This window comes from Mumia sp. zg.B21 (assembly GCF_019550855.1).
Classification (GTDB): Bacteria; Actinomycetota; Actinomycetes; order Propionibacteriales; family Nocardioidaceae; genus Mumia.
Map to the genome: position 1 here is coordinate 348,667 of NZ_JAHWCJ010000004.1, position 21,663 is coordinate 370,329.

Annotated in this window: 16 protein-coding genes, 1 tRNA gene and 1 other RNA gene; 10 read left to right on the forward strand and 8 right to left on the reverse strand. The window is 71.4% G+C overall.

Annotated elements, in window-relative coordinates:
• Window positions 1-55 precede the first annotated feature (55 nt).
• Window positions 56-455: RNase P RNA component class A (gene rnpB / locus KV100_RS16960), an RNA gene on the forward strand.
• A gap of 3 nt (window positions 456-458) precedes the next feature.
• Here the strand turns inward: rnpB and KV100_RS16965 are convergent.
• Entirely contained in the window at window positions 459-800 is a 342-nt protein-coding gene (locus KV100_RS16965) for a DUF3817 domain-containing protein (protein ID WP_220344276.1), read from the reverse strand.
• A gap of 77 nt (window positions 801-877) precedes the next feature.
• Window positions 878-1,726 carry a type I methionyl aminopeptidase gene (gene map / locus KV100_RS16970; RefSeq protein WP_220344277.1) on the reverse strand — a complete coding sequence of 283 codons (849 nt, stop codon included), beginning with the start codon at window positions 1,724-1,726 and terminating at the stop codon, window positions 878-880.
• 79 nt (window positions 1,727-1,805) lie between these two features.
• Here map and KV100_RS16975 point away from each other — a divergent pair, with 79 nt between their 5' ends.
• On the forward strand, window positions 1,806-2,012 hold the full coding sequence (locus tag KV100_RS16975) for a hypothetical protein (RefSeq protein WP_220344278.1): 207 nt from the start codon (window positions 1,806-1,808) through the stop codon (window positions 2,010-2,012).
• Between the two features lie 62 nt (window positions 2,013-2,074).
• Window positions 2,075-2,881, forward strand: coding sequence for a thioesterase family protein (locus KV100_RS16980; protein ID WP_220344279.1), 807 nt, complete (start codon window positions 2,075-2,077; stop codon window positions 2,879-2,881).
• A gap of 45 nt (window positions 2,882-2,926) precedes the next feature.
• Here the strand turns inward: KV100_RS16980 and panB are convergent, their stop codons facing one another.
• On the reverse strand, window positions 2,927-3,802 hold the full coding sequence (gene panB / locus KV100_RS16985; protein WP_220344280.1) for a 3-methyl-2-oxobutanoate hydroxymethyltransferase: 876 nt from the start codon (window positions 3,800-3,802) through the stop codon (window positions 2,927-2,929).
• Window positions 3,803-4,002: 200 nt separating this feature from the next.
• Here panB and KV100_RS16990 point away from each other — a divergent pair, with 200 nt between their 5' ends.
• Window positions 4,003-5,736 carry a M14 family zinc carboxypeptidase gene (locus KV100_RS16990; protein WP_220344281.1) on the forward strand — a complete coding sequence of 578 codons (1,734 nt, stop codon included), beginning with the start codon at window positions 4,003-4,005 and terminating at the stop codon, window positions 5,734-5,736.
• 54 nt (window positions 5,737-5,790) lie between these two features.
• Here the strand turns inward: KV100_RS16990 and KV100_RS16995 are convergent, their stop codons facing one another.
• Window positions 5,791-7,551, reverse strand: a complete 1,761-nt coding sequence (locus KV100_RS16995) for an NAD+ synthase (protein ID WP_220344282.1) — start codon at window positions 7,549-7,551, stop codon at window positions 5,791-5,793.
• A 73-nt stretch (window positions 7,552-7,624) separates the two neighbouring features.
• Here KV100_RS16995 and KV100_RS17000 point away from each other — a divergent pair, with 73 nt between their 5' ends.
• Both KV100_RS17000 and KV100_RS17005 read left to right on the forward strand, forming a co-directional pair.
• Window positions 7,625-8,962: a glutamine synthetase family protein gene (locus KV100_RS17000; protein WP_220344283.1), complete on the forward strand. Its 1,338-nt coding sequence runs from the start codon at window positions 7,625-7,627 to the stop codon at window positions 8,960-8,962.
• 1 nt (window position 8,963) lies between these two features.
• A complete protein-coding gene (locus KV100_RS17005) occupies window positions 8,964-11,921 on the forward strand; it encodes a bifunctional [glutamine synthetase] adenylyltransferase/[glutamine synthetase]-adenylyl-L-tyrosine phosphorylase (RefSeq protein WP_308291466.1) in 2,958 nt (985 codons plus the stop codon).
• A gap of 132 nt (window positions 11,922-12,053) precedes the next feature.
• Here KV100_RS17005 and KV100_RS17010 read toward each other — a convergent pair whose 3' ends face one another.
• Window positions 12,054-12,341 (reverse strand): WhiB family transcriptional regulator, encoded by a 288-nt coding sequence (locus KV100_RS17010; RefSeq protein WP_220344284.1) that lies wholly within the window; start codon window positions 12,339-12,341, stop codon window positions 12,054-12,056.
• A 213-nt stretch (window positions 12,342-12,554) separates the two neighbouring features.
• On the opposite strand from KV100_RS17010, the gene KV100_RS17015 reads away from it, so the two are divergent.
• Window positions 12,555-13,514, forward strand: a complete 960-nt coding sequence (locus KV100_RS17015; RefSeq protein WP_220344285.1) for a MerR family transcriptional regulator — start codon at window positions 12,555-12,557, stop codon at window positions 13,512-13,514.
• 10 nt (window positions 13,515-13,524) lie between these two features.
• Here KV100_RS17015 and ligD read toward each other — a convergent pair whose 3' ends face one another.
• Window positions 13,525-14,412, reverse strand: a complete 888-nt coding sequence (gene ligD, locus KV100_RS17020; protein WP_220344286.1) for a non-homologous end-joining DNA ligase — start codon at window positions 14,410-14,412, stop codon at window positions 13,525-13,527.
• Between the two features lie 88 nt (window positions 14,413-14,500).
• Here ligD and KV100_RS17025 point away from each other — a divergent pair, with 88 nt between their 5' ends.
• A complete protein-coding gene (locus tag KV100_RS17025; protein WP_220344287.1) occupies window positions 14,501-17,095 on the forward strand; it encodes a hypothetical protein in 2,595 nt (864 codons plus the stop codon).
• A 78-nt stretch (window positions 17,096-17,173) separates the two neighbouring features.
• Here KV100_RS17025 and KV100_RS20255 read toward each other — a convergent pair whose 3' ends face one another.
• Entirely contained in the window at window positions 17,174-18,958 is a 1,785-nt protein-coding gene (locus KV100_RS20255) for a SelB C-terminal domain-containing protein (RefSeq protein WP_220344288.1), read from the reverse strand.
• A 103-nt stretch (window positions 18,959-19,061) separates the two neighbouring features.
• Window positions 19,062-20,408, reverse strand: coding sequence for an L-seryl-tRNA(Sec) selenium transferase (gene selA / locus KV100_RS17035; protein ID WP_308290337.1), 1,347 nt, complete (start codon window positions 20,406-20,408; stop codon window positions 19,062-19,064).
• Between the two features lie 74 nt (window positions 20,409-20,482).
• Between selA and KV100_RS17040 the strand changes: the two genes are divergently transcribed.
• Both KV100_RS17040 and selD read left to right on the forward strand, forming a co-directional pair.
• Window positions 20,483-20,577 (forward strand) — tRNA-Sec (locus KV100_RS17040).
• Window positions 20,578-20,614: 37 nt separating this feature from the next.
• Window positions 20,615-21,610, forward strand: coding sequence for a selenide, water dikinase SelD (selD, locus tag KV100_RS17045; protein WP_220344289.1), 996 nt, complete (start codon window positions 20,615-20,617; stop codon window positions 21,608-21,610).
• The last annotated feature ends 53 nt before the right edge of the window (window positions 21,611-21,663 follow it).

The window sequence follows — 21,663 nt, forward strand, 5'->3', positions numbered from 1 at the left end:
GGGGGGATGCGGCCAGACCGGGGAGGGTGATGTCGGCTACTGTGGCTGCTGCGGATGAGTCGGCCGGGCGGCCGCGTCGTCGTCGGTCTCGCACCGAGGGCGCCGAGGAAGGTCCGGACTCCACAGAGCACGATGGTGGGTAACGCCCACCCACGGCGACGTGCGGGACAGTGCCACAGAGAGCAGACCGCCAGCGGCCTCACGCGACGCGTGAGGTGCGGGTAAGGGTGAAAGGGTGGGGTAAGAGCCCACCAGCGCCTCGGGTGACCGGGGCGGCTAGGTAAACCCCATCGGGAGCAAGACCAAGAAGGACCTTCGGGTCCGCGCAGGCGCTGACGCTGCTCGCCGAGCCTGCGGGTAGGTCGCTGGAGCGTCGTGGTGACGCGACGCCGAGAGAGATGGTCGCCGGGGCGGAGACGCCCTGACAGAATCCGGCCTACAGGCCGGCTCATCCGCCCTTAGCGACCGACGGCGCGGCCGAGGAGGCCGCGGCGATCCGCCCACCTCTCGAAGACCACGGTGAAGAACGGCGGTACGGCGGACGCCAGCGCGGCGATCGTCACCTTGAACGACCAGCCGAACGCGCGCCACGCGACGAGGCACATGAGGACGTACGCCACGAAGATGCCGCCGTGGATGGGACCGAAGATCTTGACGCCCAGCTCGGTGGTCTCGAGGACCCACTTGAAGAACATCCCGATCAGCAGGCCGGCCCAGGACACCGCCTCGGCGAAGGCGACCACGCGGAAGGCGGTCCGGGTGCGGGCGTGGGTCTGCGGGGGTGTGGCGAGTGCGGTCACGGCACCGACCGTACCTGGTGGTGCGGCAGCATCCCACGGTCCCTACGACAGTGCGTCGTAGATCACTCTGACCCCGGTCACGGCAGCGTCAGGATCTCCGCGCCCGAGTCGGTCACCAGGAGCGTGTGCTCGAACTGCGCCGTGCGCGAGCGGTCCTTGGTCGTCGCCGTCCAGCCGTCGTCCCACAGGTCCCAGTCGATGGTGCCGAGGGTGAGCATCGGCTCGATCGTGAAGGTCATCCCGGTCTTGATCACGGTGTCGTGTCCCGGGTCGTCGTAGTGCGGCACGATCAGTCCGTCGTGGAAGGCCGGACCGACGCCGTGCCCGGTGAAGTCGCGGACGACTCCGTAGCCGAAGCGCTTGGCGTAGGACTCGATGACACGGCCGACAACGTTGATGCGACGTCCGGGCTTCACCGCCCGGATGGCGCGCATGAGCGCCTCTTCCGTGCGTTCGACGAGGAGCCGCGACTCCTCGTCGACGTCGCCGACGAGGTAGGTCTTGTTGGTGTCGCCGTGCACCCCGCCGACGTAGGCGGTGATGTCGATGTTGACGATGTCGCCGTCCTCGAGCGGGCGGGCGTCGGGGATGCCGTGGCAGATCACCTCGTTGACGCTGGTGCACAGCGACTTGGGGTAGCCGCGGTAGCCGAGCGTCGAGGGGTACGCGCCGTGCTCGACGAGGAAGGCGTGGCCGACGGCGTCCAGCTCGTCGGTCGTGACACCTGGCGCGATCGCTGCCTCGACCGCGTCCAGGGCCTGGGCGGCGAGCCGGCCCGCGTAGCGCATCGCCCGGATCGTCTCGGCGCTGCGGATCTCGGGGCCCTCGTACGGCGCGGGCGCCTTGCGGCCGACGTACTCGGGCACCTCGATCGAGGCGGGGACGCTGCGACGGGGGGAGAGGGTGTGGGGGCTCAGCACGGTCACGCGTCGAGTGTAGGCGGGACCGCCGGGGCGTTCGGCGAGCCTCGTCCTGCTCGGGCAGGATGGGGGCAGGAGGTCAATGATGGCGGACGCGAAGTTCTACTACTGCATCAAGCACCACACGGTCGAGGGCGAGGAGGGCTGCAAGGCGATCGATCGCCTGGGCCCGTACTCCACCCGCGAGGAGGCCGAGCACGCGCTCGAGCTGGCGCAGGAGCGCAACGAGCGGTGGGACAACGATCCCGAGTGGAACGACGATGCTCCTGGTCCCGGGCGGTCCACCACCTGACCCCGTGACCGGGCTGCCGGTCGACGGGGTCATCATGGGATCCTGCCGACCCGAGGAGTCCCATGCCTGCGCTCCGGCCCTTCACCGACGTCAGCGCCGTCCGTCCGACCGACGACGGCTTCGCGGCTGAGGTCGACCCCGAGTGGGCGGTCGCGGACAAGCCCAACGGCGGCTACCTGCTCGCGCTGCTCGGGCGAGCAGCGGTCGCGAGCGTCGGGCACGAGCACGTGATCACGTCGTCGGCACACTTCCTCCACTCGCCCGATTCCGGGCCGGTCGAGATCGAGACCGTGGTGCTGCGCAAGGGTCGCAGCGCCGACCACGTACGAGCGACGATGCGGCAGGACGGCCAGGCCTGCGTCGAGGCGGTGCTCATGGTGGGGCGACTCGCCGACGGCGCCCCTGCCCACTGGGACCGTGGTGCGCCACCCCGGCCGGCCGGCGACCGCGACGAGGGAGTGCGGGTGCCCGGCACCAGCCCGACCGGCGTACCGGTGCCGGTGATGGAGCAGGTCGACCTGCGCCTCGACCCCGTGACCCTGGGCTTCGCCGCCGGTCGTCCGAGCGGGTCGGGGGAGCTGCGCGGCTGGCTGTCGTTCCTCGACGACGCGCCGTTCGACCCGGTCTCGCTGCTCTACGCCGTCGACGCATTCCCTCCCGCGACGTTCGAGATCGAGCCGACGGGCTGGGTGCCCACGCTCGAGATGACCGTCTACGTGCGGGCGCTGCCCGCGCCGGGTCCGCTCACGATCCTGCACCGTGCCCAGACCGTCGCGGCCCAGCGGGTCGACGAGGCCACGTTCGTCTGGGACAGCACCGGACGGCTCGTCGCGCAGGCGACCCAGCTCGCGGGGATCCGACTGGGCTGACGGCCCCCCGCGCGCCGGGCGCGCCCGGCGCGCGGGGCGACGGCCTCAGAAGGTGTGCTCGTCGGTGGGGAACGCCGCGCCCTCCACGTCGGAGACGTACGCGCGCGCGGCGTCGAGCATCGTCGCCCGCAGGTCGGCGTAGGTCTTCACGAACCGTGGCAGCCTGCCAGTGCGCAGCCCCATCATGTCCTGCCAGACCAGGACCTGGGCGTCGGTGCCGACGCCGGCTCCGATCCCGATCGTCGGGATGGTCAGACGCTGAGTGATCTCGGTCGCGACGTCACCCGGCACCATCTCCATGACCACCGCGAACGCGCCTGCCTCCTGGACCGCGAGCGCGTCGTCGATCGTCTTCTTGGCCGCGTCACCGCGTCCTTGCACGCGGTAGCCGCCGAGCGAGTGCTCCGACTGCGGGGTGAAGCCGATGTGAGCCATCACGGGGATGCCACCTTGGGTGAGTCGCCGGATCTGCGGCGCCATCTCTGCCCCGCCCTCGAGCTTGACGCTGTGGGCACGGCCCTCCTTCATGAAGCGGACGGCGGTGTCGTACGCCTGCTCCGGCGACCCTTGATAACTGCCGAAGGGCAGGTCGGCGACGACGTGTGCGTACGTCACCGAACGCGTGACACCCCGCACGAGCGGGACCAGCTCGTCGACGGAGACGGGCAGCGAGGACTCGTACCCGTAGACGTTGTTGGCGGCCGAGTCGCCGACGAGCAGGACGAGCACGCCGGCCTCGTCGAAGATCTCCGCGGCGTACTGGTCGTAGGCGGTGAGCATCGCCCACTTCTCACCGCGCTCCTTCATCTGCTGGAGCGTGTGGGTGCGGACGCGTTTGCGTGCTGCCGGCGGCGGCGTGGACGCGGTGCCGTACGGCGCGGGTTCTTCAGCGGAGGGTGGCGTTCCTGTGGGTTCGGTCATCGTCGTTCCTTCGTTCTCGCAGCTCCCGGACGGAGTCCGCGGACGCCTTCAGCCTGCCACGGGGTCAGCGGCTCGTTGCACCCCCGGACGACGACCCTGATGTGTTTTGCGTAACACGCAATTAACCGTTTGCCGTGCGCGAGAAATGGAATTCCGCCAGATTGGGCCCACACGATTTCATCGAGCGAAGAGGTGGAGCGATGAGGGAACGTCAGAGGCCCGGCAGTCGCCGGGGAGGGATGGTGGCGTCGCTCGCAGCGCTCGCCCTGACCATGGGAGCGCTCGGGCAAGGGTCCGCGGTGGCCGACGAGCCGAGCGAGTACGAGCCCGGGAGAACGACGATCGTCGAGGTCGCGCTCGACGGGCGGGCCGACCACGAGCGGCTCACGGCGCTCGGACTGGACGAGGTCGGACACCACGGAGGCGCCGGACACCGCGGTGGTGACGTGGAGGTGATGCTGCACGGCGAGTCCGACGCACGCGCGTTGCGCAAGGCCGGCTTCGGCTGGGACGTGGTGGTCGAGGACGTCGACGCCGTCAACCGCAAGGCGCGTGCCGCCGAAGCACAGGCGGCGGCGGCAGCTGCCGCCGACCCGGCCGAGCGCTCGGACCTCCCGACCGGGCGGGTGTCCTACCGGACCTTGAAGGACGTCAACGCCGAGCTGAAGGAGCTGGCGAGGCGCTACCCCCGGACGGTCTCGCTGTTCCGGCTGCCACGCCCCTCGCTGCTCGGCACGCCCGTGTACGGCGTGGAGGTCACGCACGACGTGACGGCTGACAGCGGCAAGCCCGTGTTCCTCCTCACGGGTCTGACGCACTCGCGGGAGTGGCCCACGACCGAGCTGACGATGGAGTTCCTCTGGGACCTCGTCCAGAACGACGGCGACGACGCACGCATCACGTCCTTGCTCGAGCGAGGACGTCTCGTCGCCGTGCCCGTGGTCAACCCCGACGGGTACGAGATGTCACGCGGGCTGGTCCACGAGCAGAAGCGAAAGAACTGTCGCGTACGCGACGGTGCCGTCCCGACACGGGCCGAGTGCGCAGCAGCCGGGGCGGCCAACCTGGGCGTCGACCTGAACCGCAACTACACGGCGTTCTGGGGCGGTCCGGGGTCCGGGGCACGCGCGACCGACAGCAACTACCGCGGTGCCGCACCGGCCTCGGAGCCGGAGATCGCCAACATGATCGACCTGGTGAACTCCCACCACGTCACGCTGGCGATCAGCAACCACACTCCCGACGAGCGGGTGCTGCGGGTACCGAGTGCACCGAACGAGCCGACTCCCGCCGAGGAGGCGGTCTACCAGAAGATCGCGGAGATCCTCGGTCAGATCATGGGGTGGCCCGCCGGCCCGTGGCCTGAGATCTACTACGACGCCAGCGGCACGGCCGAGCAGACGTCCTTCTACACCAGCGGCACGTTCGCGTTCACGTTCGAGAACACACCGGGTCACCGCGACAACGACCGCTTCCACCCGCCGTACCCGTCGGTCATCGACCAGTACCTGGGGACGGGGGAGTACGAGGGGTCGACCGCACGCGAGGCGTTCCTCACGGCGTTCGGGCAGGCGAGCGACCCTGCTTATCACGCGGTGGTCTCGGGGGCGGCCAAGCCGGGCACCGAGCTGGCGCTGCGGAAGGACGTGTCCCTGACGACGTCGCCCGTGACGCTGCCCGGTGAGACGGTTCCGCTGGTTCTCCCGGTCGACGACCGCGTCGAGACGACCATGACCGTGCCGAAGGGCGGCCGCTTCACGTGGCACGTCAATCCCTCGGACCGCCCGAGCCAGGCGTTCACGGCCAACGTGAGGGAGTCGTGGAGCCTGAGCTGTCGCCGAGGCAACGGTGCCTGGAAGGACGCCGGGACGGTACGGGTGACGCGTGGCCAGGAGGTGACGCTCGACCGTACGGCGCTGCCACCGAGCTGCTGAGCGCGGAGTGCGTCGGTGCCCGGGGTGGAGAGCCCGGGCACCGGCGCACCGCCGTCAGCCGTCGGCGAGGTGCTCGCGCCAGCGGTGCGTGATCGGGACCCGACGGTCGCGGCCGAAGTTGCGACGGGTGACCTTCGGGCCCGGCGGGTACTGGCGGCGCTTGTACTCCGCGCGGTCGACCAGCGTGACGACCCGCTCGACCAGCTCCGGGTCGTAGCCCTCCGCGACGACGGCAGCCGCCGGCAGGTCGCGCTCGACGTAGGCGTCGAGGATCCCGTCGAGGACCTCGTACGGCGGCAGCGAGTCGGTGTCGAGCTGCCCGGGACGGAGCTCGGCCGAGGGCGGCTTGCTGATCGTGCTCTCGGGGATCGGCGGCTCCTCGCCGCGAGCCTCGGCGTGCGCGTTGCGCCACCGCGCGAGCTCCCACACGAGCGTCTTGCGCACGTCCTTGATCGGCGCGTAGCCGCCGACCGCGTCCCCGTAGATCGTCGAGTAGCCCGTGGCGACCTCTGACTTGTTGCCGCAGGCCAGCACGAGGTGGCCTTCCTGGTTGGAAAGACCCATCCACACCACCGCCCGCACCCGCGCCTGAAGGTTCTCCTCGGCGAGGCCGGTGAGTCCGAGGGCGTCCTGGAACGACGTCACCATCGGCGCGATGGGGACGGTGCGGAGGTTCAGGCCCGTCCTGCGTGCCAGCTCCGCGGCGTCGGAGCGCGAGTGCTCGGTCGAGTACTCGCTGGGGTTCGACACGCCGAACACCCGCTCGGGACCGAGCGCATCGACCGCGATGGCCCCGCACAGGGTCGAGTCGATCCCGCCCGACAGCCCGAGCAGCACCGAGCGGAAGCCGTTCTTGTCGACGTAGTCGCGCAGGCCCGTGACGAGCGCGCGGTAGATCTCCTCGAGGTTGCCCAGGCGGGGGAGGATCGGGGAGGTCACCGGCTCGTACGGCTCGACAGGGTCGGTGGAGATCACCGTGCGCTCGATGCGCAGGCCGGCGAAGCGGGTGTCCGCCGGCGGCATCAGGCGCCGTGCCGCCGGGAGGTCGAGGTCGACGACCAGAAGCTCCTCGACGAACTGCGCGGTCCTTCCGAGCAGCGCGCCGGCCGCGTCGACGACCAGCGAGTCGCCGTCGAAGACGAGCTCGTCCTGCCCGCCGACGAGGTTCACGTACGCCAGCGCCACGTCCCCCTCGACCGCACGACGGCGGCAGAGCTCGAGCCGGACGTCGTCCTTGTCGGCCTCGTACGGCGAGCCGTTCGGGACGACCAGCAGCCCGGCGCCCGCGGCGCGCACCGCCGAAGCGATGCCGTCGCGCCAGAGGTCCTCGCAGATCAGGGTGGCCACGTCGACCCCGCGCACCTCGACGACCTGCAGCCTGTCGCCGGGGACGAAGGTGCGGAGCTCGTCGCCGACGCCGTAGTTCCAGAGGTGGATCTTGGCCTGGCGGGCGACGATCCGGCCGCCGTGCATGACCGCGACGGTGTTCTGCGGCGCGTTCTTGGGGATGCCGAGGCCCTCGGGGGCGCCGTCGGCCTGATCGAGGAAGCCCACGAACGCGACGAGGTCGCCGAGACCCTCGTCGGCCAGACGGGCGGCGAGGTCCTCGGCCGCCGCACGGGACGCCGCGACCACCGAAGCCCTCAACGCGAGGTCCTCGAGCGGGTAGCCGGTGAGCACCATCTCGGGGAGCACGACCACGTGCGCGCCGGCCTCGTGGGCGGCACGACACTGCTCGAGGACGAGGGCGGCGTTGAAGTCGAGGTCTCCCACCCGAGCGTTGACCTGGGCGAGAGCGACGCGGAGCTGAGGCACGGGTCGAGCCTAGCGGTGGCGGCCTCCCACCCCGGTTCACCCGTTCGTCATGAATCCCAGGCATGCTTACCCCATGGGTAAGCAGGAAGACTTCGTGCTGCGCGCGCTCGAGGAGCGCGACGTCCGCTTCGTACGGCTGTGGTTCACCGACGTCCTCGGACATCTCAAGTCGGTCGCGGTCGCGCCCGCGGAGCTCGAGGGCGCCTTCGACGAAGGCATCGGTTTCGACGGATCGGCCATCGAGGGCTTCGCGCGTGTCCACGAGGCCGACATGCTCGCCAAGCCCGACCCGTCGACCTTCCAGATCCTCCCGTGGCGAGGCGAGACCCCCGCCACCGCGCGCATGTTCTGCGACATCCAGCTGCCCGACGGGAGCCCTTCGTACGCCGACCCGCGGTTCGTCCTCAAGCGGACGCTCGCGAAGGCCGCCGAGATGGGGTTCACCTTCTACACCCACCCCGAGGTCGAGTTCTTCCTGTTCAAGGGCAAGCCCGAGCCCGGCGGCATCCCGACGCCCGTGGACGACTCCGGCTACTTCGACCACACCGCTCAGGGTGGCGGACAGGACTTCCGCCGCGAGGTCATCACGATGCTCGAGGCGATGGGCATCTCCGTCGAGTACAGCCACCACGAGGGTGGGCCGGGTCAGCAGGAGATCGACCTGCGCTACGCCGACGCGCTCACCACGGCCGACAACATCATGACCTTCCGCACGGTGGTCCGTGAGGTCGCGCTCTCGCAGGGCCTGTGGGCGAGCTTCATGCCCAAGCCGTTCACCGAGCACCCCGGGTCGGGCATGCACACCCACATGAGCCTGTTCGAGGGTGACGAGAACGCCTTCTACGAGGCCGGAGCCGAATACCAGCTGTCGCGCACCGGGCGGTCGTTCATCGCCGGCATCCTCCGGCACACCTCCGAGATCACCGCGGTGACCAACCAGTGGGTCAACTCCTACAAGCGGCTCATCTTCGGCGGCGAGGCGCCGTCGTACGTGTGCTGGGGTCACAACAACCGCTCGGCCCTCATCCGCGTGCCGATGTACAAGCCGCAGAAGGGGCAGTCGGCACGCATCGAGCACCGCGCGATCGACTCCGGCTGCAACCCCTACCTCGCGTTCGCGATGGTGCTCGCCGCTGGCCTCAAGGGCATCGAGGAGGACTACGAGCTGCCGCCGGAGGCCGAGGACGACGTCTGGGCGTTGACCGAGACCGAGCGACGTGCGCTCGGCATCGCGCCGCTGCCCCGCAACCTCGACGAGGCGATCCGCGAGGCCGAGAGCAGCGAGCTGGTCGCGGAGACGTTGGGCGAGCACGTCTACGACTTCTTCCTGCGCAACAAGCGTGCGGAGTGGCACGACTACCGCACGCAGGTCACGCAGTTCGAGCTCGACCGGCTGATCACCCGGGTCTGAGGTGGCCGACGACCAGAGGCCGCAGCGGCTGCGGACGACGTCGGGGTGGTTGGCTCGGCTCGGATTCGCTGACGCCGACGGCGCCTCCCGGCTGCTCCACCAGTGCGGGGTGGGCTCCGAAGCCGTCGTCGAGCGGGTCGCCCACGGGGCGGACCCCGATCTGGCGCTGCGCCACCTCTGCGAGGTCGCGGCGGCGTACCGCGAGCTGCCGGGGATCGACGACCCCGACCTCGTGTCGCACCTCGAGGCCGACCCCGAGCTCCTGACCCGTCTGGTCGCCGTGCTCGGCGCGAGTCGCGCACTGGGGGAGTTCCTCGTCATCCATCCGGAGGCGGTCCTCGACCTGCGGGCGACCACGATGCCGCTCGCGCCCCGGGACCAGCACGCCTTCGAGCAGGTCCTCGCCGACGTCGACGACCCGGACGCGCTGCGGGTGGCGTACAAGCGCCAGCTCCTCCAGATCGCCGCCCGTGACCTCACCCGACGCAGCCCGTACGAGACGACGTCGGCCGAGCTCGCCGATCTCGCCGGTGCGACGCTCTCGACGGCGCTCCGCCTCGCCCGGCACGAGGTCGACGACTCCGACGCGGCGCGCCTGTCCGTCGTCGCGATGGGCAAGTGCGGTGGCCGGGAGCTCAACTACGTCAGCGACGTCGACGTCATCTTCGTCCACGCGCCGGCCGACGGCGCCGACGAGCAGAAGGCGACGAAGGTCGCGACGCGGCTCGCGGCGGCACTGATCCGGATCTGCGGCGAGCACACCCGCGAGGGGACGATCTGGGAGGTCGACGCCAACCTCCGTCCCGAGGGCAAGGACGGGCCGCTCGTCCGCACGCTGTCCAGCCACGTGGCCTACTACGAGCGCTGGGCGAGCACCTGGGAGTTCCAGGCGCTGCTCAAGGCGCGGCCGGTCGCGGGCGACGCCGAGCTGGGCCAGGACTACGTCGACGCGCTCGCCCCGATGGTGTGGCAGGCGGCGACCCGGCCCAACTTCATGGCCGACACCCGCAGCATGCGGCGCCGCGTGATCGACAACATCCCGGCGCCGCAGCTCGACCGCGAGCTCAAGCTCGGGCCGGGCGGCCTCCGCGACGTCGAGTTCGCGGTGCAGCTGCTCCAGCTCGTCCACGGTCGTACCGACGAGCGGCTGCGCGTCCGCTCCACGACCGACGCGCTGCGAGCGCTCGTCGACGGCGGGTACGTCGGCCGTACCGACGGCGCGGCGATGACGGAGGCCTACACGTTCCTGCGGATGTTCGAGCACCGCATCCAGCTCGACGGGCTGCGCCGTACGCACCTGGTCCCGACCGAGGACGACACGCTGCGGATGATCGGGCGCACGCTCGCGTTCCGCAGCGACCCCGCCAAGAACCTGGTGAAGGAGTGGCAGGCGCAGCGTCGCGAGGTCCTGCGGCTGCACCACAAGCTGTTCTACCGCCCGCTCCTCGACGCCGTCGCCTCCATGCCCTCCGATGCGCTGCGGCTCACGCCGGAGGCGGCGCAGGCACGGCTCGAGGCGCTGGGATACGCCGACCCGCGCGCGGCCCTCATCCACATCAAGGCACTCACGGCGGGTGTGCGCCGTTCGGCCGCCATCCAGCGGCACCTGATGCCGGCGATGCTCGCGTGGTTCGCCGACTCACCCAACCCCGACGGTGGCCTGCTCGCGTTCCGGAAGGTCTCGGAGAGCCTCGGCGCCACCCACTGGTATCTCCGCAAGCTGCGGGACGAGGGCGCCGGTGCGGAGCAGCTCGCCAAGATGCTCGCCGGCAGCGCCTACGTCACGGACCTCATCCAGCGCGCGCCGGAGGCCGTCGCGATGCTCGGCGACGACAGCCAGCTCGAGCCGCGCACGTACGACCGGATAGCGACCGAGACCCGCTCGGCGGTCCGGCGTCACGCGAGTGCGGACGAGGCGCTGCGCACCGTCCGCCGCGTACGCCGTCGTGAGCTGTCGCGCATCGCCATGTCGGACGTGCTCGGTCGGCTCGACATCGTCGAGGTCGGGCACGCGCTGAGCGATCTGACCGCAGCCACGCTCGACGCCGCCCTGCAGATCGCGACCCGCACGGTCGAGGGCCAGCGTGGAGCACCGGTGGGCACCCGCATCGCCGTCGTCCTCATGGGGCGCCTCGGCGGTCGCGAGTCGGCGTACGGCTCCGACGCCGACGTGATGTTCGTCCACGACCCGTTGCCGGACACGGACGAGTCGGCCGCCACGCAGGCGGCGAGCGCCGTCGCCACCGAGCTGCGCCGCATGGTCGGCACGGCAGGCCCCGATCCGGCGCTCGAGGTCGATGCCGACCTCCGTCCCGAGGGTCGGTCCGGTCCGCTGGTGCGCACGCTCGCGTCGTACCGCGCCTACTACGCTCGCTGGTCCATGGTCTGGGAGGCGCAGGCGCTGCTCCGCGCTGCGCCGGTCGTGGGCGATCCGGACCTCTGCGCGGCCTTCCGCGAGATGGTCGACCCGCTGCGCTGGCCGGAGGCAGGGGTCTCGGATGACGACGTCCGCGAGATTCGTCGGATCAAGGCGCGTGTCGACTCCGAGCGGCTGCCGCGCGGCGCCGACCCCGCCACGCACCTCAAGCTCGGCCGCGGAGGCATCGCCGACGTCGAGTGGACGGTCCAGCTCCTGCAGATGCAGCACGCCTCCACGGTCGAGGGCCTGCGGACGACCGAGACGCTGCCGGCGCTGCACGCGGCCGCCGAGGCCGGCCTGCTCGCGTCGGAGGAGGCAGCGGTGCTGGAGGAGGCGTGGCGGTTGGTGAGCCGCATCCGCAACGCCTACGTGCTGCTGCGCAACCGGCCCGTCGCATCGCTGCCCGAGAACGCCAACGACCGCGCCGGCGTGGCCTGGCTGCTCGGCTACGGCATCGACGGCGGCGAGCACATGGTCGACGACTACCTGCGCGCGACGCGACGGGCACGTCACGTCGTGGAGCACGTGTTCTGGGGCTGAGGAACGACCTCGGCTGAGACTTTGCGTATCGACATCCGGCCCGTCTCGCAGCGGTGATGTCGATGCGTAACGTCTCAGTACTCGTCGTGGGCAACCGGAGCGGGGGTCCGGCCAACCCATCGGTGCTGCTTCCTATCCAGCGGTCCTCTCTCCGGTGAGCAGCGCTGCTCGCTCACCAGTCGTCAGGCCACCCCAGACGCCGTACGGCTCCTTCACCTTCAACGCGTGCTGCAAACACTCACCGCGTACTGGGCAACGTGCACAGTAGGTCTTGGCGAGGTGCTCACGAGCGTGCCGACGTGGGCCGCGCTCGGACTCGGGAGAGAAGAACGTCTCAGGGTCAGCCTCTCGGCATGCCCCTTCGTACTGCCACTCGTAAGCCTCCATCAGAGGCATGGGTAGGCGGGCAATGCTTGCCATGTTGGTACCCCCTATGAATCAACGCGGCATGCAACCGATTCAGAACTTATCCAAATCTGATTCATCGCACAAGGTCCTGCCGGCCGCGGTTTTCTGCGGGTGACTCCCTCACGCGGGATACTCTGGGATCGGTATGAGTGCAGGGGGCGCCGACCGGTTACGGAGAGGGTCCTCGAAGCACGACACCCGGTTCGACCGGGGGTGGAGACGCGCATGAGTGATGGTTCAGAGTTCCTGTGGGGCGTGGGAGCGGTCGCGGAGCACATCGGGATCGCGACCCCGACGCTGCGCACGTGGGAGCGCCGCTACGGGATCGGGCCCAGCCGCCGCACCGAGGGCGGGCACCGGCGATACAGCGAGATCGACATCCGCCGGGTCCAGCTGATGAACCGCATGGTCAGCAGCGGCGTCTCCGCGGAGTCGGCGGCCAAGGTTGCCCTGTCGCTCGACGCCGGCGGGCTGGCCGCCGCCCTCGCCTCGGACGACGTCCTCTCGACGTCACCCGACGACATGATCGCCACCCCCGTCGAGTCGGTCGAGCGGATCGTCGTCGCCGCTGCCGCGATGGACGTCGTCGGCGTCACCTCGGTGCTCGCCACCACGTTGCACGAGTGGGGCGCCCTCGGAGCGTGGACGAACGTGCTCTCTCCAGCACTCGACCACGTCACCGAGCGGGTCGAGAAGGGTGAGCTCGGTATCGAGGTCGCCTCCGTCCTCCGTGAGCGGGTCGAGGCGGAGCTCAGATCGGCCGCGCGTGCGTTCGCGCCGAGGTTCGTCGGAACCCACCCGGTGGTCCTCGCCGCACTCGACGGCCGAGTGGAATCGCTGGCCGTGCTCGCGCTCGAGGCGGCGCTGGCGGGCAAGGGGATCGCCGCCGTCTCGCTGGGATTCAGGGTGCCGTGCGAGGCCCTCGTCGGCCTGCTGCGCCAGATCACGCCCACCGCGGTCTATCTGTGGTCTACCTCGGAGGACGGGGCGCGTGACACCGTCCTCGCCGCCATGAAGGCGGGGACGCCCACGACGATCCTGCTCGGCGGCGGGGGTTGGAGCACCATCGCCGCCGACGTCGCCGAGATCGCGCGCGACGGTGTGGAGGTGGAGGTGGCGTCCGACCTTCCGGCCGCGGCCGATCTGCTCGTCGGACGGGTGCAGGCCGCGCCCACCACGCGCTGAGACGACACGATCAGACGTCGGTCAGGTCCGTCATCGGGTCGCCGAAGCGCTCGAGGCGCTCGGCCATCTCGGTGAAGAGCACCTGCCGCACCGCCGACGGGTCGTCGAGCTCGTCCCAGGTCCGTGGCGCTGCCACCCAGGGCCGCGACCTGCCGCGGAGCGAGTACGGCGTGATGGTGGTCTTCGCGCGGACGTTCTGGCTCCAGTCGAGGAAGACCTTGCCGTGGCGGTCCGCGCGCCTCATCACCGAGAGGACGCGATCCGGGTGCTCGCCCGACAGCTCGTCGGCGATGCCGCGGGCGTACTCGCGCAGGGCGTCGGGTGAGGAGTCGCGTCCGTGGGACGCGTACAGGTGAACGCCCTTGCTGCCGCTCGTGACGGGGACGGTGCGCCAGCCGTCGGCCTCGAGCCGCTCACGAACCAGGTGGCCGACCTCCACCGCCTCCGCCAGCCCGGCGGGCTCGCCGGGATCGAGGTCGATCACGAGCCTGTCGGCGTCACGGACCCCGCCCCGTGGACCGACCGTCCACTGCGGGGTGTGCAGCTCGAGCGCGGCGAGGTTCGCCAGCCACACGAGGTCGGAGGGATGCTCGACCACGGGGAAGATCAGCGAGTCGCGACCCCTCGAGCTCCCGGGTGTCGCGACCTCGACGGTGCGCACCCAGTCCGGGGTGCCACGCGGGACGTTCTTCTCGAAAAACGGCTCCTTCGCCACGCCGTCGGGCCACCGTTTGCGCGTACAGGGGCGATCGGCGAGCTGGCCGAGGAGCGGGTCGGCGACCGACAGCACGTACTGGATCACGTCGAACTTCGTCGTCCCCTCCTCGGGATAGAGCACCTTGTCGAGGTTGCTGACCTTGAGGGTCCGACCGTCTACGTCCAGAGTGCTCGACGCCATGCCCCACTCTGGCACGCCGGGGTGCGGCAAGCACGGCACCAGAGGACCTCGCGAGGTCTACTGTCGAGCCGAGAAAGAGGTGGTTGCCATGTCCGACGAGTGGGTCGAGCTCCGCGTGCACGGGGTCAGCGGGACGCCCGCCGGTTCGATGCTGGACCGGCCGTACGTCCGTCAGGTCGGCGGCGACGACGAGTCCCGCTACTTCCGTTCGGTCGACGCCGCGGGCGGCGAGCTGCCGGGCACCGCCGGGCAGACGCTGGAGGCGTATCACTGGGGGCGACTCACCTCCGGGAGCAGGGTCAAGGCGCTGTGGCTCGTCCTGCTGCCGTTCGGCATGGTCAACGCGGCCCACTACATGCTTCCGCCGATCACCGGCGGTCGCCTCCCGCGAGCGCTCCATGCGGTGTGCGACGCCCTGCTCCGGCTGGTCGCCGTGCTCCTCACGTCGATGTTCGCCTTCGCCGCCGGTCTGGTGATCATCGACCTCATCGCCTGGCGCTGGGCCCCGAACGTGCGCTTCCTCCGGTCGCTCGACCCGAGCGTCGTCCTCGGGACCGCGGTCATCCTCACCGCACTCGTGGTCTTCGTGATCGCCTACCTCGGCAAGGGCTACCGCACGGGCCGTCCCCGCAGGCTCTGGGACCGCCTGGCGGCTCGGCAGACCGGCGCCGCGCCGCCGGAGATCGAGACGTTCGAGCCGCCGAAGGAGCGCTCGGTCACGCCGTTGGCCCAGGAGTCGTTCTACTCCGGCGACACCCGCACCCCCACGCTGCGAGACCTCCACCTCGCCGCCGCCCTGCTCGTCGTGGCGGCGATGGGGGTGTGGGCGGGGCACCCGTTCGCGTGGGAGCACGACATGGTCTCGATCCAGCTCGCACTGTGCGGCTGGATCGCCGTGGTCGCCGTGGTCACACTGCTGGGCGACCCGGAGAAGGGCACCCGTGACCACCTGCCGTCCGGACACACGACCTGGCGGCAGGTGTGGAAGCAGACGACCGCCGTGCTCGGCCTGCTCGCGCTCGCCGGCAGCGTCGCCCTGCTGGTCTCCGCCCTCGTCGGCCTGCGCGGTGTCAGCCGGACCGAGTGGACGATGGTCCGGGACCGTCCCGAGTCCTTCGACATCATCGCCAACTGGCTGCTCGTGATCGGTGTCGCAGCGCTGCTCGCGCTCTTCGTCGTCAACCTCGCGCTCGTCCTCGCCCAGCGTTCGCAGCGGGCGGACGACGGCAGCCCGGCCCGCTACTTCACCCCGTACGCGTGGGGGATGGGCGCCGCGTTGTTCACCGCCGTCGGGACCTTCATCGGCGTCGGCTTCTCCGCTGCCGTCGCCACTGGGATCTCGTCCGTGCTCAATCTCTCGACCCCGGTCGAGGGGTCGTCCGACGCCGCCTCGGTGACGGTCGGCACGACGCCGATGCTCGACCGCGTCGCGTACGCGTGGGGGCTCAACGTGGTCATCCTCGTGATGATCGCGGTCGCCGTCGTGGTGTGGCGCATGCGTCGACGCCGGCGCACCGGAGAACGGGTCACGGCCATGTACACCGACGGCGGGTCGCTCCTGGTCCCTGCTCGCTGGGTCAGCCGCGTGCGCTTCGCGGTGCAGAAGGCGCGCGTCAAGAACGCGATCGGCGCGATCTGCCTCGCGTTCGCCGGCGCCGGCATGGTCCTCGCCGTGGTGCTCGCCGTCGAGCTCGTCCCTTGCATCAACTCACGTGACCCCAGCACGTGCGGCAACGCTCCGGGGTGGCTCGACGTCCTCAGCCAGCCCAAGTACGTCGTCGGCGCGGACGGGGTCGCCAAGTCGAACGTCGTCGCGCTGTTCGGGGCGTGGCTGCTCATCACAGCCGCCGGGTGGCTGCTGCTCCAGAGCCGCAAGGCCGTCGCTCAGGAAGGCAAGCGGCGCGGCCTCAACGTCGTCTGGGACGTGCTGGCCTTCTGGCCCCACGCTGTGCACCCCTTCTCTCCGCGTGCCTACTCCAAGCGGTGCGTCGAGGACCTGCGCGAGCGGATCCGGTGGCACCTCGCGCGGCTCCCTGACGACGGCACCCGACGCATCGTGGTCTGCGGGCACAGCCAGGGCAGCCTTATCAGCTTCGCCACGATGATGCTGCTCGACGAGCACGAACGCGACCGCGTCGGCCTGGTCACCTTCGGCTCGCAGCTCCGGGTGATCTTCCCGAAGGCGTTCCCTGCCTACGTCAACTTCGCCGCGATCAACCAGCTCTACCGCGAGCTCAACGGCGCGTGGGTCAACCTCTACCGGACCACCGACGAGCTGGCGGGACCGGTGCTCTCGTGGGGGCACCAGGTCGACACCGCCGACTCACGGGCACGGTCCCACCACTTCCCGGACGCGTTCGGCGGCGAGCAGGACGACGAGTACACCAGCCCGTACCGCACCCGTCGGTGCGGCGCGGACTGGCGGCTCGCCGACCCGATCGCGTACGACCAGCGCCTCCAGGACGGGCCGGTGGCCGAGATCTACGGACACTCCTGGTACGCGCGCAACCCCGACTGGGAGGAGAGCCTGACGACTGTCCGCGGCGTCCTGCCGCCGGACCGTGCCGCGATGGCCGCAGCGGCCGAGGCTGCTGCGCGCGCCCGACCGGCGTCACAGGACGACCCGGAAGGATCCGCGCGTGACGGCCCGGGCGCCGTGCAGCCCCAGGGCGCATCGGCCTGATCGTCCCGAGACCGTGGGCGCCGAACCCGTCGTCGCAGGCCGACCCGGCCAGCCCGGCCCAGCCGAGGGGATGGCGCCTCAGTCGCGGGAGAGCAGCTCGCGACGGTCGTCGGCGAGGCGCCGGGTGAGGCGTGCCCGGTCGAGGTGGTCGAGGAGGGGCAGCGCCACGCGCCGGCTCGTCGCGAGGCGCTGCCGTGCCTCGCTCGTGGTGAAGGGCTGACGGAGGTCGGCCAGCCGCCGTACCGCCAGCTCGACCGCCCCGGGGAGCAGGACGACACCCGGCGCCAGCCGCAGCAGCCGCCCGGCCTTGGCTGCCGCTGCGGCACGTCGGTCGTCGAGCCCGAGCTCCATCAGGCGGTCAGCGGTCGGCGCCGCGAACGGCGCCTCGGCGAGGTCGCGCTCGATCGCGCCGACGGCCGTCTCGACCTCCGGAGGGAGCGTCCCAGGAGCCGTACCGGACACCACTCGGCCGTTGTCCACCCGGAGCGGTGGCCGCAGGCATGCGAGCAGCAGCTCGGGAGCAGGGAGCCCGAGCCGGTCCGCGACCGCCTGCGGGGTCGGGCCGGGGTCGAGCGGGCGGGAGGCCGCCTGGGTCGCGACGTCCTCCGCGACGCGGGTGGCGACGTCGTCAGCCCGCTGCTCCGACATCAACCATCCGGCAGCCTCCACCGTCCCGGGAGGAAGCACCTCGGTGGGGACACCGATCCGGCGCAGGAAGCTCCGGTGCACGACACCACGCCGGTCGAGCTCCGAGGGGAGATCGGGGGTGCCCGCGAGTGGAGTGAGGATCTTGGCTCGTGCGGCCGCGGCGCCGCGGCGGCGTAGTGCTGGAGGGGCCGGGTCCAGGACCTCGAGGCCCCAGACCTGCCGGCTCCCCGGGTCGCGGAGCAGTGCACGGTCTCCGACCCTCAGGGGGAGGGGTGCGTCGAGGGTCAGGCGGACCAGGTCACCGCCCTCGCCGGCGAGGAGGCGGGTGCGGACCGTCACCGCGGTGGCGCCGACGTGGAGAAGCGGAAGGCTCGGCAGCCGTCCACGCTCACCGCGGACGCGGCAGTCGACGACGTCGGTCGGGCGCCAGGCCCGCGGCGTGACCAGGGCCGCTCCTCGCTCGGCCAGCGCCACGTCGTCGCCGGTGAGGTTAAGAGCGACCCTGGCCGTGCCCGTCACCTGGTCGACCGGGTTGCCGAGTGCCTGCAGGCCTCTGACGCGGACCGTCCCGGTCCGGTCGCCCTCATGCACCTCGAGCGCGTCTCCGCGCGCGAGCGTGCCGGCGGGCAGGGTCGCCGTGACGACCGTCCCGGCTCCGCGGATCGTGAACCGCCGGTCGACCCACAACCGGACGTCCTCGCCCGGGTCGGATTCGACCACGCCGGCCAGCATCTCGGTCAGTGCGGTCCGCAGCTCCGGCAGACCGGCTCCGGTTGGCGCGCTGACGGCCACGACGGGTGCCCCCCGCAGCGTCGTCCTGGCCACCTCGACGGCGGCGCGTTCCATCATCGGGCCGGGGTCGGTGAGATCGGCGCGTGTTACCGCCACGACCCCGTGCTGGACGTGGAGCGCGTCGAGCGCGGCAAGGTGCTCGGCCGCCTGGGGCATCCAGGGATCATCGGCGGCCACGACGAGCAGGACCGCGGGGACCGGTCCGACGCCCGCGAGCATCGTGGTGACGAAGCGTTCGTGGCCCGGGACATCAACGAAAGCCACGTCGCCGATGTCCGGCAGGGACGTCCACACGTAGCCCAGCTTGATCGACAGCCCGCGCTCCCGCTCTTCGCGCAGGCGGTCGGACTGCATGCCGGTGAGGGCGTCGACCAACGTGGACTTCCCGTGGTCGACATGGCCGGCTGTGGCGACGACGTGCACGCGACCACTCTGGCAGCCGACGGGCGACCCGCCAACGCAACCCACCGCTCACGACCGCACCGCTCACGACCGCACCGCTCACGACCGCTCTGCGAGCGACCGCTCAGCGAGCGGCGCGTCGCACCGCGGCGAGCACGTCGGCCTCGTCACTCTCCTGGACCGCGATCAGGTCGAGGAGGAGGCGGCCGCGCTCGACCCGCCCGACCACCGGGACGCACGGGTCGTCACGCAGCGGACCAGCAAGCCGCGCGGGCAGCACGAGCGCGGCACTCGGCAGCTCGACACCCGGCGCACCACCGCCACCGACGGCGGCGACGGAGGGGACAGCCTCGGGCGGCGGGTCCAGGCCGAGGTCACCGAGCTGATCGGCCAGCTGCTGGGCCCGCAGGGCCAGTTGTGCGGGAGTCGCCTCGAGGGCGGCGACGACCGGTGGGAGGGGCCCGACGAGCGTGGCCTCGAGCGCCGCGAGCGTGAGCTTGTCGACACGCACGGCACGGGCGAACGGATGCCGGCGCAGGCTCTCGACGAGGTCGGTACGCCCGAGCATCAGGCCGCACTGAGGTCCGCCCAGGAGCTTGTCGCCCGAGGCGGTGACGAGGTCGGCTCCCGAGCGCAGCGCCGCCGCCGCGCTCGGCTCGTCGGGCAGCCGCGGGTGCGGGCGCAGCAGACCGGAGCCCGTGTCGACGACCACCGGAGGCCCGAGCGTCGCGAGCTCCTCGACGGGCACGGAGGAGGTGAACCCGGAGACGACGAAGTTGGACGGGTGGACCTTGAGGACGAAGGCCGTGCCGTCGGGGTCCTCAGCCACGGCCGCCTCGTAGTCGGCCAGCCGGACCCTGTTCGTGGTCCCGACCTCGCGCAGCACCGCGCCGACCGACTCGAGCAGCTCGGGGATGCGGAACCCGTCCCCGATCTCGACCAGCTCCCCGCGCGCGACCACGACCGTGCCTCCGCGTCCGGCGAGGGCGCAGGTGACGAGGGCCAGCGCTGCGGCACCGTTGTTGACGACGTGCACGCCGCCCGCCTCGGGCACCGCCGCGGCAAGCGCGCCGAGCGCGGAGCGGCCCCGCCGTCCGCGGCGACCCGTCGCCAGGTCGAGCTCGACATCGGTGGCGCCGGCAGCGACACCGAGGGCCTCGACCGCTGCATCGGAGAGCGGCGCACGGCCGAGGTTCGTGTGCACGACGATCCCCGTGGCGTTGACGACCCGACGCAGGCTGGTGGCCGCGGGCGGCAGGGCGTCGAACGCGGCCCCCACGACGTCCTCCGGTGCCAGCTCACCCGCGCGGCAGCGTTCGAGCGTCGCCCTGACCGTCTGCTTCACCACGTGCTCACCGAGCCGGTCCGCGGCCTTGCGGAGCCGCTCGTCGGACAGCACGGCGTCTGTGCGCGGGGTACGTCGCCGCGGGTCTGTCTCCACGTTGTCCTCCTCGACGCTCGTGCGGTCCACTGATCGGCATTGTGTCCCAACGAGAGGGCGGTGGTCGACACAGCGGTGGTCGATACAGTGGTCGCGGTGCGTGGGGAGGCGTTCCTCGTCTGGTGACGGGCGCGGTCCTCAAAACCGTAGGGACCCAGTCGCTGGGTCCGGCGGGTTCGATTCCCGTCCGCCTCCGCCACCGCCCGCTCGCCCGCTCGAGCGCCTAGGTTGGGACCATGACGACCGCAGCTGCAGATCTCCGGCTCACCCAGTACGCCGCCGGCGGCGGCTGCGCGTGCAAGGTTCCGCCCGGCGAGCTCGAACGCGTGCTCGGTGACCTGCGGCTCGGTGAGGAGTCGGGCGACCTGCTCGTGGGCCTCGACCACGGCGACGACGCCGCCGCCGTACGGATCGACGGCGAACGCGCCATCATCGCGACGACCGACTTCTTCACCCCGGTCGTCGACGATCCCTACGACTGGGGGAGGATCGCCGCGGCGAACGCCCTCTCGGACGTCTACGCGATGGGCGGCGAGCCAGTGGTTGCGCTCAACCTGCTGGCGTGGCCGCGCGACCGGATCCCGTTCGACCTGGCCCGCGAGGTGCTCCGTGGGGGCCGCGACGTCTGCCGCGAGGCGGACACCCACCTGGCCGGGGGCCACAGCATCGACGACCAGGAGCCGAAGTACGGCCTCGCGGTCACCGGTCTGGCTCACCCCGACCGCCTGCTGCGCAACGACGCCGCCATGCCGGGGACGCCTTTGACGCTCACCAAGCCGCTGGGGCTCGGGGTGCTCAACAACCGGCACAAGGCGACGGGCGAGCGGTTCGAGGAGGCCGTCGCCACGATGACGGGCCTCAACCGTGACGCCTCGCGTGCGGCCGTGGCCGGCGGGTGCACGGCAGCCACCGACGTGACCGGCTTCGGCCTCCTCGGTCACCTCTTCAAGATGGCCCGGGCCAGCGGGGTGAGCGCCGTGGTCGACGCGGCGGCCGTCCCGTACGTTGGTGGCGCTCGTGACGCGCTCCGTGACGGGTTCGTGCCCGGCGGGAGCCGTCGCAACCTCGACTGGGTCCGCCCGCACCTGCAGGCGAGCGTCGAGGAGGACGAGCTCCTGCTGCTCGCGGACGCGCAGACGTCGGGCGGTCTCCTCGTCGCCGGTGAGATCCCGGGCCATCCGGTGGTGGGCGAGGTCGTGCCCCGCACCGACTTCGTCGTCGCGGTGCGCTGAAACCGGTTGATTGACAGCGGCACGCGGTCGCCTCACCCACGTGTGAACGAGGG